Genomic DNA, 13,228 nt, shown 5'->3' with positions numbered 1-13,228 from the left:
CCGGCCAACTTCCAGGGCCATGGAGAGAAACACGGGACCTTGTTGCCACATAAGGGATGCCCGATAAAGCGATGGGCGCGGTAGCGGATCCTGAGTGTTATTTGCAACACTGTATATTCATACATATACTTGCAGTCACTATCATGAGGAGGACGCCACTATGGCCGTTGAGATCAAGTATGTTGTCGTGCGTGGGGGAGTGGAGAAGATGACCTTTGCCAGCAAGAAAGAGGCGGATGCCTATGACAAGCTGCTGGATACCGCCGATGAACTGATGACGCTGCTGGCCGGGGCACCTGTCCAGTTGGCGCCAGAGCAGCAGGAGAGCCTGGCCTTTTACCTGGCCGAGCAGCGGGATCTGCTGCAGAACGTGTTGCGCGGCGGCAAGGGGCAGGGGATCAGCCCCAGGGAGGACAAGGTGGACGCCGAGAAGCCCAAGGGAAAATCCCTCAAGAGCGTGGCCTGACAAGGGAAGGGCGGGGCAGGGCGTCCAGCCCTGGGCCCCGCACCACAATATTCATGCAGAGCCGATTTTAAGTCACTCTTGTCGCTATTTACCCCGAGAAATTTCCAACAAGAGTGCATATTCATTGAATAATAACCATGTTCTATCCTGACCTGTGTCCGACAGGGGAAGCCTTGAAGACTCATCCCCGGACCATCTGGCATCTCCTGATGCCGATAACCCCATTTATCGGCATCAGGATTGCGCGGCACAGGGCCAGCCTCACTCAACAAGACTCACAAGCTCTATCATGACTCATCCGTCACTTCCGCCCGCCATGCCGCTGTTCGACAATCTGCTCCATCTGGAGGCGGGCAACCCCCAGGTCAACCAGTATCTGGCCACCCTCAGCCTGGGCAATGTCCCCGATGCCGGCCTCGTCTATGAGCTGGCCGTCGACTGGCTGCTGGAGCAACGCCACAGCGAGAACAACTACAAGACCTACCGCAGCGAGCTGACCACCTTCCTGCATTGGTGTTTCTGCGAGGTGGCCATCAGCCCCAAGGATCTCACCAGGCGCATCATGATGCGCTATCTCGACTACTGCCAGGCACCGCCACAAGGGCTTATCGCATACCGAAACGTGGCTCAGTTCGTGCTCGACAAGGAGTGGGGAGAGCGGTTGCCCAACCCCTTGTGGCGACCGTTTCTCGGCAAGCGGGAACTGGGCCGCGAGCTGCCATACCGCCTGAGCGAGCAGGCGATGAAGACCAAGCTCGCCATACTGTCGGCCTTCTTCCAGTTCCTTATCCAGGAGGAGTACATGGATCGCAATCCGGCGCTCCTACTGCAGCGGATCAAGCGACCGGACAACCAGGATGCCGGTGAAGAGGCCCAGTCCTTTACCGAATTGCAGTGGTCCTATGTGATGCAGGCCACCGAGCGGTTGGCAACCGAATGCCCGGCCCAGCATGAGCGCAGCCGGTTTCTCATCTGCCTCATGTACGCCTGTTATCTACGTATCTCCGAGGTGGCGGCCAGACCGGGCTTCAGCCCCGTCATGAGCCAGTTTCGCCGCGACAGCAAGACCGGGGTCTGGGGTTATGACATTCCTCGCAGCAAAGGCGGCAAGCGCCGTACAGTGGCCGTCTCCCAGGCCTTGCTGGATGCATTGGCACGCTATCGCACCTTTCTTGGGCTCTCGCCGCTGCCAACCCCGGGCGAACAGACGCCGCTCTTCGTGCGCCACAAGGCGGCGGCCCATGGCCGGGAGCAAGGCGAGCTCAACGCCAACCTGGGGATCCGCCAACTGCGGGATCTGGTGATGGCGGTCTTCGAGCAGGCCGCCAACCTGGCCGAGCAGGATGGTTTTAATCAGGACGCAGCCGAGATGCGCTCCCTGACGCCGCACTCCATCCGCCATACCGGCATCACCCACGACATCAACCTGCATGGCCGACCGCTGTCACACGTGCAGGCCGACGCGGGACACGACAGCATAGATACCACGTCCAAATACCTGCACACCGGCAACAGCGAACGTCACGAGAGTGCCAACCATAAGCCGCTGGATCGCCTGCATGAATGAGTGCTCGTGTACAGACCGTGCAAAGTGTGGCCAAGTGCATCAGTTAAGCCTGAGGTGGCGGGAAAACATGCCCGCCAGTCGACCCAGACTCAACCGCGCATAATGTATATTATGTTAAATGAAATGTGCTTGTTTCCTGTTACCGCCAATTGAACTGTGTATAATGGAAACAATTGATCCTATCCCCGACCGGATGTCTTAAGTGGCTGAATTAACATCAGAACAATTAAAACCCGCTTTCACGATTGAGCAGTTCCCCACACTCAGCGAGCTCGAACCCATCCCTTTTGCCGCCCTGCAACCCAGAGCCATTTCCGGCATCAAGCGACTGGCCAGTTTTGATGGTGACTGCCCGGTCATGCTGCTCAACGGCTTCCCGGGTGCGGATTATGAGAGTGTCTGCCAGACCTTGATCGCCTCTTCCAATGGCAAGGATGGCGACCTGTTCGATCTCTGCTACACCGAGAACCTCAACAACCCGTTCAAGCCTATCTGGCTACGCCTGCAACCCGGTACCGGGTTTGAATTCTGCGAGATGGTTGGCGAGCTGCTCAAGCTGATGAGCCATCATCTGGATGCCGAGCGCCTGGTCACCCGCATCATCCGCAAGCAGGAAAATGACCCCAAGATCGTGGACTTTCTCTCCGATCTGGCGGCGCACGTGGCCCAGGGGCTCGAATTCCAGCACCCGGTGCTCATCAACCTGCTGATCCATCACGAAGAGCAGCAAGCGCCCGTCATCTATGGCCGGGATTTGAACTGGGACACTCTGTTTGGCTCCATCAACTACCAGACCGAGCAAGGCTCCGTCTATGCCAACCAGCACTTGCTGGAGCCGGGCCTGCTGCGGGAAGCCAACGGCGGCTACCTCATCTTGCAACTCGACGAGCTGCTCGATCAGCCCCATCTCTGGTTCAAGCTCAAGAACGCCATGCAAAAAGGCGAGCTGGACTGGAATGCCTATCAGGAAGGCAAGACCCTGACCCCCTTCTTCACCCCAGAGGCCACGCCTATCCGGTTCAAACTGATCCTGGTGGGTGACCGGCTGGATGTGGCCGAGTTCCAGATGCTGGACAGGGACATGTCCGAGCGCATCTTCCTGCGCGCCGATCTGGTGTCCGAGGTGAACATCGAAGAGGACTTGCCCGAGTTTCTGCAATATCTGGCCTGGCTGCGGCTGCGCTGGAACCTGCTGGACTTCACTCCGGGTGCCCTCCTCGCCCTGTGTCGCCATGCCAGTCGTCTCTGTGACCATCAGGAGTGGCTCTCCCTCTCGGAGGTGCAGCTCAGCGCCATCATGCGCATGGCTGACAGCCTGGCCCGGGAGCTGGAGGCGGAGAAGGTGACCGACGAGCACATACTGCTCGCCCTGGAGGAGCAGGATTACCGTCTCAACTACCTGGTGGAGCAATCCGATCAGGGGGTCATCGATGGCCAGATCCTGCTGCAGACCGACGGTGAAGAGGTGGGCCAGATCAACGGCCTCTCCGTCATCCAGGTGGCAGGTCATCCCTATGACTTCGGTGAACCGGTGCGACTGACCGCCACTGTGCATCTGGGGGATGGCGATGTGGCCGACATCGAGCGCAAGGCTGAGCTCGCCGGCCACATTCACGCCAAGGCGATGATGATCATCCACGGCTATCTCTCCAACAAGTTCGGCGCAGAGAACCCCTCGCCCCTCTCGGCAAACCTGGTGTTCGAGCAGTCCTATCACGAGATTGACGGCGACAGCGCTTCTCTGACCGGTCTGTGCGCCCTGCTCTCTGCCCTCGCCCGCCAACCCATCTCCCAGCGTTTCGCGGTGACCGGCGCGGTCGATCAGTTCGGCAACGTGCAGGCGGTGGGTGGCGTCAACGAGAAGATCGAAGGCTTCTTCCGGGTGTGCAAGATCCACGGCATCACCGGCAAGCAAGGCATCATACTGCCCGGTACCAACGCCCAGCAGCTCAACCTCTCCGATGAGGTGATTGCCGCCGTCGAAGCGGGTCAGTTCCATATCCACCCGGTGGATCATGTGGAAGAGGCCATCGAATTGCTGACTGGCTGTGTGGCTGGCGAGCCTGACATGCCGGATACCCTGTTTGGCCGGATCCAGGACAGACTGGATGAACTCAATGGCACTGCCCCCAAGAGTGGCGTGCTGCGCAACCTGCTGGGCCGTCTATTCGGCCTCTAAATAAAGTGATCGGAGTTGTTTAGCGAACAACTGTAAGCTAAATTGGCCCGGCTTTGACCCATATGAAGGATAAACAGCGTGACCCTAGATAACGACACCACTAATACCCACCTCTCCCTGTGTGAACAAGGTAAAGAGTCGTTTACCCGTGAAGAGCTGCTTGCCTGCAGCCGTGGCGAATTATTTGGTGAGGGTAACAGCCAACTGCCCGCCCCCAACATGCTGATGATGGATCGCATCGTCAAGATCAATGACAACGGTGGTGAACACGGCAAAGGCGAAATCCTGGCCGAACTCGATATCACCCCGGATCTCTGGTTCTTCGACTGCCATTTCCCTGGCGACCCCGTCATGCCGGGCTGTCTGGGTCTGGATGCCATGTGGCAGCTGGTCGGTTTCTTCCTGGGCTGGAAAGGCGGTCCGGGCAAGGGACGCGCTCTGGGCGTTGGCGAGGTGAAATTCACCGGCCAGATCCTGCCGACTGCCAAGAAAGTGACCTACAAGATCACCTTCAAGCGCGTCATCAACCGCAAGCTGGTGATGGGCATTGCCGACGGCGTGGTCGAGGTGGATGGTCGTCCCATCTACAGCGCGACCGACCTGAAAGTGGGCCTGTTCAAAGACACCACCGCATTCTGATCTGCTCTGACCCGGTCAGAGAGTGACAACGTAAAGGGGCCGCCATGGCCCCTTTCCTTTTGTAATGAGTGATGAAGTCTCGGTTACTTCATGAAGAGGCCTGAGCCTCGCCCCTCCATGGCGTCGCGCCAACCACCAAGCCAGTGCCCTCTGGCATCCAGGCATTGATACGGACACGCTTCTTTCTGTTTGCCGACTACGCCAGCCTGATAACCACGAGCGCGAGCTCTCTCCAGACGGTCCCGTTTCTGTCTCTTCATCATCTACGACCCTCTTCGTGGAACAAAAAAAGCGACCAAGTTTTCACCGGTCGCTTTCATCTTTACCCCAGGGGGGGAGCAGGGTCAAACAAAAAATTCCATGCTATTCAGACGTTGTGACACAAGATACTGAACTGCATTAATTTTTGATGACACATTTTTTATCGCTGGTAACGGCGCAGCCAGGCGAAAGGCAAGGCCAGCAGAGTCAACCAGAACAGGCTGCCACCACCGCCATCTTCACCATCCTGACCGGTCTGGTTGTTGACCGGCGCATTGCTGACCACGTAGTTGGCTGGCGTATTGCCCTGATAGCCCGCCACGGCCGGCATCAGCTTGACGGCGACCACGGTCGCGTTGGTGCGCAGGTTCAGATCGCTCTCGCTGTTGTAGCGATAGGCGGTGGCGGCTATGGTGCCATCACTGCTGATGCCGCTGGCGTAGGCGATGTGGTAATACTTGCCATTCTGGGCACACTGCTTGGCGCCAGCATCATCCAGACCACAGATCAGATCGTTCAGGTACCAGTTGTTGCTCGGGGACGCCGCATTGAGCAGGAAGGCTTCCTGCATGCGGTTGGTGCCGTTGGCCACAGGCTGGGTCTGATGGCGGGAGTCACGCCAGCCGACCACCATGTTGTGATCGTTGATGGCCGCGCCCTCTGAGCCGGAGCCGGAGAGCGGCTTGTCCTGCAGGGGGATGCTGGCTGCCGTGCCCGGGTTGTTCAGATTGAACAGGAACATCTCGGTCGGCCGGTTCTGACCCTTGTTGATGCTGTAACGCTGGTTACCGATCACATAGCCATTCTCGTTGACAGATACCGCCCAGCTATTTTGCAGCACACTGTCATCCTTGCCCGGCTCGCCATCGGGCAGCGGGATGATCTTGGTGGCCCCCACAGTGCCGGCATCGAGGTTCAGGGTCCAGTAGCTGGCCAGGTTGCGGCCGTCGAGATCCCCCGACCCTACCTCACCGGTGGAGCTGTAGCCCACGCCGTACAGGGTGCCATTGAAGGTCGCCGCACCGAATGCAGAAGCGGTCTGCAGCACTTCGTCGCGCTGACGACCATAGTCGGGGGCCTGTATCAGCTTGTTGAAGCCGCCCGAGCCATTGAGCAGCCAGAAGCTGGCCTGGGTATCGAGCCCGGGGCAGTAGCGGAAGTCGCCATACTCATCGTCATTGCCGGCGAAACACCAGTTATAGAAGTCACCGCCCACGTTGTGGCGGTACTTGCCGCTGGCGGCAGTCCCGGTCACCAGGTACTGGCCGTTGTCCAGCTTCTTGATGCTGGTCGGGACGCTCAGGCTGTGGGTGCCGGCGGCATCTTTCAGCTCGACCGGGTTGCCGTCATTGACGATGGCAAAGGCGGTGCGCAGCTTGCCATCCATCTTGTAACCCGCGCGATCGGTCGGGGCATCCCCCAGGGCCGTCACCAGGCCATCGGTCTGGGTGGTGGCGACATAGCCGATGCCGCTGCGCTGATCGACACCATCGAGGAAATCGCGGCGCCACTGGTAGGCAAAGCCTGGATTCTCGTCCCAGAAGGAGTCACAGACGGAGCTTGAAAGGAAGCAACCCTGCTCGAAGCGGAAGCGATCGACCAGGAAGTCGGCAGAGCGCACGGTCGAGAAGTACTCGGCCATGTTGTTCTTGGTGTTGATCCCGATGAGTCCGCTGCCATCGGTACTGATCCCGCTGGCATATCCTTTGACTTCGTCATCGACAATGGTGAAGAAGGAGCTTTGTGCCGCCTGCGCGTTGAGGCTGGCGCCGACCAGGATGGCCAGCATGGATAATTGCTTTTTCATCTACTTCCTTAGTCTTGATGTTTCAACGCTTCCAACTCCTCCCAACGGGAGAAGGCGTGTTCCAATGCGGACTCTGCCGCATGCAATGCATCCAGTTTGGACTGGGTCTGCTCCGCCGGCAGGGAGAAGAACCCGGGATGGTTGATCTCCGCCTGCAGGGCATCGAGTTCCGTTTCCAGCTGTTCCAGCCGGGCTGGCAGATTATCCAGCTCCAGTTGCAACTTGTAAGAGAGTTTGCGTGTTTTTTTCACCGGCTCAGCCGCCAACGCGACAGGCTCTGCCACCTTGGCCGCAGCCGCCTTGGTCGCCTGTTGCTGACTCTGCTGGGCCCGAGTGGCCATCATGTCGGCATAGCCGCCCACGTAGTCGCTGATCCGCCCATCCCCTTCAAACAACCAGCAGCCGGTTACCGTATTGTCGATGAAGCGGCGATCGTGGCTGACCAGCAACAGGGTACCGGGATAATCGGTCAGCAGCTCTTCCAAAAGTTCCAGCGTTTCGACATCCAGGTCGTTGGTTGGTTCATCCAAAATCAACAAGTTACTGGGTTTGAGGAACAGCTTGGCCAACAGTAGACGGTTTTTCTCGCCCCCTGACAAGGCCTTGACCGGGGTCCGCGCCCGTTTGGGTTCAAACAGGAAGTCCTGCAGGTAGCCCAGGATATGGCGGGAGCGGCCGCGCACCATCACTTCCTGCTTGCCCTCCCCCACGTTGTCCACCACGGTCTGCTCGGGATCGAGCTGCTCGCGGTACTGATCGAAATAGGCCACTTCCAGGTTGGTGCCGCCCTTGACCCGCCCACGGCTCGGCTCGAGCTGACCCAGCAGGAGCTTGATGAGGGTGGATTTGCCGCAGCCGTTGGGGCCGACCAGGGCAATCTTGTCGCCCCGCAGCACTTGCAGATCCAGCCCCTGGAACAGGGTACGATCGCCAAAGTCCAGCCCCAGCCCTTCGGTCTCGAACACCAGCTTGCCGGAGCGGTTGACGTCGTCCAGCTGCAGCTTGGCCTTGCCCTGCAGCTCGCGGCGCTGGCTGCGCTCCATGCGCATCGCCTCGAGGGCGCGCACCCGGCCTTCGTTGCGGGTGCGACGGGCCTTGATGCCCTGACGTACCCACACCTCTTCCTGGGCCAGCTTGCGGTCGAACTCGGCGTTTTTCAGCTCCTCGACCCGCAGCCACTCCTCCTTCCCCTGCAGGTACTGATCGTAATTGCCGGGCCAGGAGGTGATGGCGCCCCGATCGAGATCGATGATCCGGGTCGCCAGCTTGTGGATGAACTCCCGATCGTGGGAGATGAAGACGATGGCGCCGCGAAAATCCTTGAGGAACTCTTCCAGCCAGTTGATGGCGTCGATGTCCAGGTGGTTGGTCGGCTCGTCCAGCAGCAGCAGATCGGGGTCGCAGGCGAGCGCACGGGCCAGGGCCACCTTGCGCAGCCAGCCACCGGATAAACTGTCGAGGGTGACGTCGGGATCCAGCCCCAGCAGGGTCAGCACCTGATTGATGCGGGTCTCGAGCTGCCAGCCGTTCTGATAGTCGAGCTGCTCCTGCAATTCGCTCATCTTGCGGATGTTGGCGTCGGAGGGATCGTGCCCCAGCTCCAGGGAGATGTGGTGGTACTGCTTGAGCAGCTCCCCCACCCCGGCCAGCCCTTCGGCGGCATAGTCGAACACGGTCAGCTCGCTCGAGGCGGGCGGATCCTGCTCGAGACGGGTCACCTTCAAGTCCTGCTGCAACACCAGACGGCCGTCATCCAGAGACAATTCGCCCGCGATGACCTTCATCAGGGTGGACTTGCCCGCCCCGTTGCGTCCCACCAGACAGAGGCGCTCGCCGCGCTCTATGGTCAGCTCGGCATTGTCGAGCAGCGGGAAATCACTGAACGACAGACAAGCGCCGTGCAATGTCAAAAGTGCCATGTTTGTTCCTTGTTACTTATGAAAAAACGGGCGGCAGATTCTGCCCCCGTTTCATCGTCAAATCAGTCTCACCCCTGACGGGCAAGCCAGCCCTTGAGCTGTGCCAGGGTGAAGGGCCAGCCCAGTTCGCGGCCGGCGTCGTCCCGCAGCACCGGGATGCGCACCCGGTAGGCCGCAAGCCACTGCTCGTCCTCCAGGATGTCACACTGGCGAGTACTGGCGGCAAGGCCGGCCTCCTCCACCAGCGCCCAGGCCTGTTCGCACAGGTGGCAGCCGTCGGTGTGAAACAGGGTCAGCATCAGGCCTGCGTCTCGGCGTGAGTGATGATCCAGCAGTTGTGGATATGCTGGTTGCGCTCGAAATCCTTCGGCCGGGTCTTGTCGGTGATGTTCTGGGCCTTGAGGCCAGCGGCCTCGAGACCGGCCAGATCCATCTTGAAGTGACGCTTGTTGTTGGAGAACACCAGGGTGCCGTCCGCCGCCAGCAGGCGCTTGAGGTGCTGCATCAGCAGCAGGTGATCCCGCTGCACGTCGAAGCTCTCGTCCATCCGCTTGGAGTTGGAGAAGGTGGGCGGATCGATGAAGATGAGGTCGTACTGCTCATCCGCTTCCGACAACCACTTCAGGCAATCCGCCTGGACGAACTTGTGTTGACGGCCCACCAGCGAGTTGAGGCGCATGTTGTCCTGTGCCCAGTTGAGGTAGGTGTGGGACATGTCCACAGTGGTGGTTTCGCTCGCCCCGCCAAGGCCCGCGTGCACGGTGGCACTGCCGGTGTAGGCAAACAGGTTCAGGAAGCGCTTGCCCTTGGCCATCTGACCCAGCATGCGACGGGTCTGACGGTGATCGAGGAAGAGGCCGGTATCCAGGTAGTCGTAGAGGTTGACCCACAGACGGGCGCCGTACTCCTGCACTTCCATCCGGTGCTGCTCTTCGGAGAGCTTCTGGTACTGCTGCTTGCCTTCCTGACGCTCACGCACCTTCAGGATCACCTTCTCGCCGTCCATGCCGGTCACCTTGATGGCGGCCTGCACCATGTCGAGCAGACGCTGACGGGTCTTCTGGGCGGGGATGTCCTTGGGCGCGGCGTACTCCTGCACCACCAGGTAGTCCCGATAGCGGTCGATGGCGGCGTTGTATTCCGGCAAGTCGGCGTCATAGAGGCGATAGCAGTCGATCCCCTCCTTGCTGGCCCACTTCTCGAGGGTCTTCAGATTCTTGCGCAGGCGGTTTGCAAAGTCCTGGGCGACCTCTTTCTGGGAGGCCACGGAGTCGAGGGCAATCTGGTAGTTGCGCAGCTGGCACTCCAGCGCCCCGTTGAACAGGCGATACTGCTTGTCGGCCCGCAGGCGCAGGCAGCTCAGGAGCTCAGGGGAGGCAGACAGTATGGTGACCTTCCAGCCCTGGAAGCTGCGGCGCAGGGCATCGCCCAGGGCCTGGTGCACTTCCAGCAGGGCCGGGAACTCCCCCAGACGCTCGCCATAGGGCGGGTTGGAGATCAGCATCCCGATCTCGCGGGCCTCCCCTTCCACAGCAGGCATCGGCAGCGGGTTCTCGAGCGCGGTCACGTCGGCCTGCTTGAAGGTGATGAGGTGGGCCACCCCGGCCGCCTTGGCGTTGTCGCGGGCCTTCATCAGCACGCGAGGGTCGGCATCGCAGCCAAACAGCTTGGCTTCGCAGCGTTGCATGCCGCGCTTGGCACGCACCTGGGCTTCCATCATCAGGCTCTGCCACAGTTCGCCATCGTGTTGCAGCCAGCGATCGAAACCGAAGCGCTCGCGGCGCAGGGCCGGCGCCATGTCGGCGGCGATGAAGGCCGCTTCGATGAGCAGGGTGCCTGAGCCGCACATGGGGTCCATCATGGGCTCGCCGGTCCAGCCGCTGCGGGCAATCATGGCGCAGGCCAGGTTCTCTTTGAGCGGCGCCTCGCCTGTGCCCTGACGGTAGAAGCGCTGGTGCAGCGCCGGGCCGGACAGGTCCAGGGTGATGTTGGCCTTGCCCTTGCCCAGGTGCGCCATGATGCGGATGTCCGGCGACTTCTTGTCGACGTCCGGGCGCACATGGCCGCGCTTGGTGAAGCGGTCAACGATGGCATCCTTGATCTTGAGCGCGCCGTACTGGGTGTTGCGAATGGCCGGGTTGGTACCGGTGAAGTCCACGGCTATGGTGGCGGTGCCGGGGAAGTGCTCTTCCCAGGGAATGGTGTGGGCGCCGAGATAGAGATCCAGATCGTCGTTCATCTGGAATTCGGAGAGCACCAGCACGATGCGGGAGGCAAAACGGCTCCACAGGCAGGCCTTGTAGCCGATGGCCAGTTCGCCTTTGAAGTGGACGCCGGCCACGGTCTCACGGACCTGCTCCGCGCCCAGGGTGGTCAGCTCGACGGCCAGCAGGTTTTCCAGCCCCTTGGGGCAGGTTGCAAAAAATTCTTTCATCACGCTCACGGGGATGCCATAAAAATAGTGCCGCATTATACCTTATCGGCCCGCACTCGGCATCCGAACCTTGGGGTTCGCGCGAATATAAAGGGGGCTGGCCGGCGCAATTCCCTCCGTCCTTGCTCTTGTCACCGGCACAGAGGGCGCGGGCAAGACGATGCAACTCAATATCCAGTGCAGAAGGGAGCACGTCAAACGGCGACGAAGTGACCCAAGGAAGCTGCCGCAACGGCATGGGAGAGACGAGCAATAAATAACCGGTTTCGGTTATTTCAAGGGCGTGTGAATATCAACCAAAAATAACGTGCAGAGGCAGTATCAGCTGACCTGTCGATATTGTGCCTGGGCACGGGTCCTGGTCTGCATCCGGTTATTCATCACCTTGATCACCGCGAACCTTGGCAGGATCTTGCTGGCGGTCAGCACCAATTCCTCGGTCAGGTTCAGGCAGACACTCGCCTGATCGCCAGCCTCGATGACCATGAACTCTCCCCTGCCATGGGGAGTCTCCATCCACACCAGGGAGCCCATATCAGGCAAGCAATGAGTCTGCTGTTCATGAAAGAACCAGCTTTGTGGCATCAGGGGTTTATAAAAGCGGCTGACGGCGATGGCATTGAGTACCAGCTGAACCTGATGGGGAACACTCCAATCGAGTTCGGCGGCCTTGTCCATCAGCTGATAATAGAGGGCGGCATCGTCGACACAAAAAGGCTGGGTCGTGAAGGAGCTGGGTACGAGTTGTCGCCCCTTATATTCGGTGGCGAATATCATGCGATCGGATAAATCCAGCATCAGACGGTCATCCTGAGCATCATAATGCCACTGCCAATTGTCATTGGGTTGGATACACATGGAGTTGCCCTTACTTAAGCCGTTCCTCGACTTTATTCCATGTCGAGAATTTGAGCAACTTTAAATAAGGGCAACCGGTTATCTTTTAAATATGGGTAACGATCTCTTTGACCAGACTCGGGCCCTTATAAATAAAGCCACTGTAAATCTGGACCAGACTGGCACCCGCCGCTAATTTCTCCCGGGCGGCCATGGCGCTGTCAATACCACCCACCCCTATGATAGGCAGAGCCCCATTAAGGGCCTTGGCCAGCAGGCGGATCACCTCCGTGCTCTTGTGCTGGAGCGGACGACCACTGAGCCCCCCCGCTTCACCGGCATGGGGCATGTCATAAATCATGTCGCGCTCCAGGGTGGTATTGGTGGCGATGACTCCATCGATCCCGTTTTTGATCAAGGAGGCGGCAACCTGATTAATTTCATCCAGGCTGAGATCGGGGGCAATTTTAACGGCAAGGGGAACGTACTTCTTATATTGCGCGGCCAGCTCCTGCTGGCGAACCTTGAGGGCAGCCAGCAATTCATCGAGCGCCTCGCCATATTGCAGCGAACGCAGCCCCGGGGTGTTGGGGGACGAGATATTGACGGCAATATAACCGGCATGATCATAAACCTTGTCCATGCAGATCAGATAATCGTCCTTGCCCTGCTCGATGGGGGTGTCCTTGTTCTTGCCGATATTGATGCCGATCACCCCCTGATATTTGGCCTCTTTCACCTTGGCCACCAGATGATCGACCCCCTTGTTGTTGAATCCCATGCGGTTGATGATCCCTTCCGCCGGAATTACCCGGAACAACCGCGGCTTGTCATTTCCGCTCTGGGGCTTGGGGGTCACAGTGCCTACTTCAATAAAGCCGAACCCCATGGCACCAAATGCGTCGATACACTCCCCGTCTTTATCGAGGCCGGCCGCCAGTCCCACCGGATTGGCAAAATTAAGCCCCATGACAGTGACGGGGCGTTGGGGGAGTGAATGACGGAAGAAACAATCGAGCGGTGTACCGAGAAGGCGGGGCAAATACTTGATGGAGAGATCGTGTGCCTGTTCGGGATTGAGTTTGAACAGAAAATGCCTGGCGAGGGGGTACAGCATGT

General features: G+C 59.4%; 11 protein-coding genes. 4 read left to right on the top strand and 7 right to left on the bottom strand.

Annotation, left to right across the window (positions count from 1 at the left end):
• The first annotated feature begins 160 nt into the window (after positions 1 to 160).
• From AAHB08_RS08815 to fabA, 4 genes are all read left to right on the top strand, one after another.
• On the top strand, positions 161 to 466 hold the full coding sequence (locus AAHB08_RS08815) for a YebG family protein (protein ID WP_139434480.1): 306 nt from the start codon (positions 161 to 163) through the stop codon (positions 464 to 466).
• A gap of 289 nt (positions 467 to 755) precedes the next feature.
• On the top strand, positions 756 to 2,033 hold the full coding sequence (locus AAHB08_RS08810; RefSeq protein WP_342058712.1) for a tyrosine-type recombinase/integrase: 1,278 nt from the start codon (positions 756 to 758) through the stop codon (positions 2,031 to 2,033).
• A gap of 202 nt (positions 2,034 to 2,235) precedes the next feature.
• Positions 2,236 to 4,212, top strand: coding sequence for a Lon protease family protein (locus AAHB08_RS08805; RefSeq protein ID WP_202045767.1), 1,977 nt, complete (start codon positions 2,236 to 2,238; stop codon positions 4,210 to 4,212).
• Positions 4,213 to 4,290: 78 nt separating this feature from the next.
• Positions 4,291 to 4,851 (top strand): 3-hydroxyacyl-[acyl-carrier-protein] dehydratase FabA, encoded by a 561-nt coding sequence (gene fabA, locus AAHB08_RS08800; protein ID WP_042648253.1) that lies wholly within the window; start codon positions 4,291 to 4,293, stop codon positions 4,849 to 4,851.
• A gap of 83 nt (positions 4,852 to 4,934) precedes the next feature.
• Here fabA and rmf read toward each other — a convergent pair whose 3' ends face one another.
• The 7 genes from rmf to pyrD all read right to left on the bottom strand — a co-directional run bounded on the left by rmf (position 4,935) and on the right by pyrD (position 13,226).
• Positions 4,935 to 5,114, bottom strand: coding sequence for a ribosome modulation factor (gene rmf, locus AAHB08_RS08795; protein ID WP_005315693.1), 180 nt, complete (start codon positions 5,112 to 5,114; stop codon positions 4,935 to 4,937).
• Positions 5,115 to 5,272: 158 nt separating this feature from the next.
• Positions 5,273 to 6,919 (bottom strand): DUF3466 family protein, encoded by a 1,647-nt coding sequence (locus AAHB08_RS08790; protein ID WP_342058711.1) that lies wholly within the window; start codon positions 6,917 to 6,919, stop codon positions 5,273 to 5,275.
• 8 nt (positions 6,920 to 6,927) lie between these two features.
• Positions 6,928 to 8,838, bottom strand: coding sequence for an ATP-binding cassette ATPase Uup (uup, locus tag AAHB08_RS08785; RefSeq protein WP_265435244.1), 1,911 nt, complete (start codon positions 8,836 to 8,838; stop codon positions 6,928 to 6,930).
• A gap of 68 nt (positions 8,839 to 8,906) precedes the next feature.
• A complete protein-coding gene (locus tag AAHB08_RS08780) occupies positions 8,907 to 9,137 on the bottom strand; it encodes a glutaredoxin family protein (protein WP_005329597.1) in 231 nt (76 codons plus the stop codon).
• Complete coding sequence (gene rlmKL / locus AAHB08_RS08775; RefSeq protein ID WP_342058710.1) at positions 9,137 to 11,308, bottom strand: bifunctional 23S rRNA (guanine(2069)-N(7))-methyltransferase RlmK/23S rRNA (guanine(2445)-N(2))-methyltransferase RlmL; 2,172 nt, start codon at positions 11,306 to 11,308, stop codon at positions 9,137 to 9,139. The genes AAHB08_RS08780 and rlmKL overlap by 1 nt, the downstream gene beginning before the upstream one ends.
• Before the next feature lie 285 nt (positions 11,309 to 11,593).
• Complete coding sequence (locus AAHB08_RS08770; RefSeq protein WP_342058709.1) at positions 11,594 to 12,130, bottom strand: cell division protein ZapC; 537 nt, start codon at positions 12,128 to 12,130, stop codon at positions 11,594 to 11,596.
• 85 nt (positions 12,131 to 12,215) lie between these two features.
• Entirely contained in the window at positions 12,216 to 13,226 is a 1,011-nt protein-coding gene (gene pyrD / locus AAHB08_RS08765) for a quinone-dependent dihydroorotate dehydrogenase (protein ID WP_005329600.1), read from the bottom strand.
• Between the last annotated feature and the right edge of the window lie 2 nt (positions 13,227 to 13,228).

The sequence above is a fragment of the Aeromonas sp. OTU364 genome (genome assembly GCF_038440395.1).
GTDB lineage: Bacteria > Pseudomonadota > Gammaproteobacteria > Enterobacterales > Aeromonadaceae > Aeromonas.
This window is presented reverse-complemented; position numbering and strand designations above follow the sequence as displayed.

Coding starts and splice junctions, on each gene's coding strand:
- rmf (WP_005315693.1), bottom strand. CDS start 5,114: ATGATGAAGAGACAGAAACGGGACCGTCTGGAGAGAGCTCGCGCTCGT.
- uup (WP_265435244.1), bottom strand. CDS start 8,838: ATGGCACTTTTGACATTGCACGGCGCTTGTCTGTCGTTCAGTGATTTC.
- rlmKL (WP_342058710.1), bottom strand. CDS start 11,308: ATGCGGCACTATTTTTATGGCATCCCCGTGAGCGTGATGAAAGAATTT.
- pyrD (WP_005329600.1), bottom strand. CDS start 13,226: ATGCTGTACCCCCTCGCCAGGCATTTTCTGTTCAAACTCAATCCCGAA.
- AAHB08_RS08770 (WP_342058709.1), bottom strand. CDS start 12,130: ATGTGTATCCAACCCAATGACAATTGGCAGTGGCATTATGATGCTCAG.
- AAHB08_RS08780 (WP_005329597.1), bottom strand. CDS start 9,137: ATGCTGACCCTGTTTCACACCGACGGCTGCCACCTGTGCGAACAGGCC.
- AAHB08_RS08815 (WP_139434480.1), top strand. CDS start 161: ATGGCCGTTGAGATCAAGTATGTTGTCGTGCGTGGGGGAGTGGAGAAG.
- AAHB08_RS08790 (WP_342058711.1), bottom strand. CDS start 6,919: ATGAAAAAGCAATTATCCATGCTGGCCATCCTGGTCGGCGCCAGCCTC.
- AAHB08_RS08810 (WP_342058712.1), top strand. CDS start 756: ATGACTCATCCGTCACTTCCGCCCGCCATGCCGCTGTTCGACAATCTG.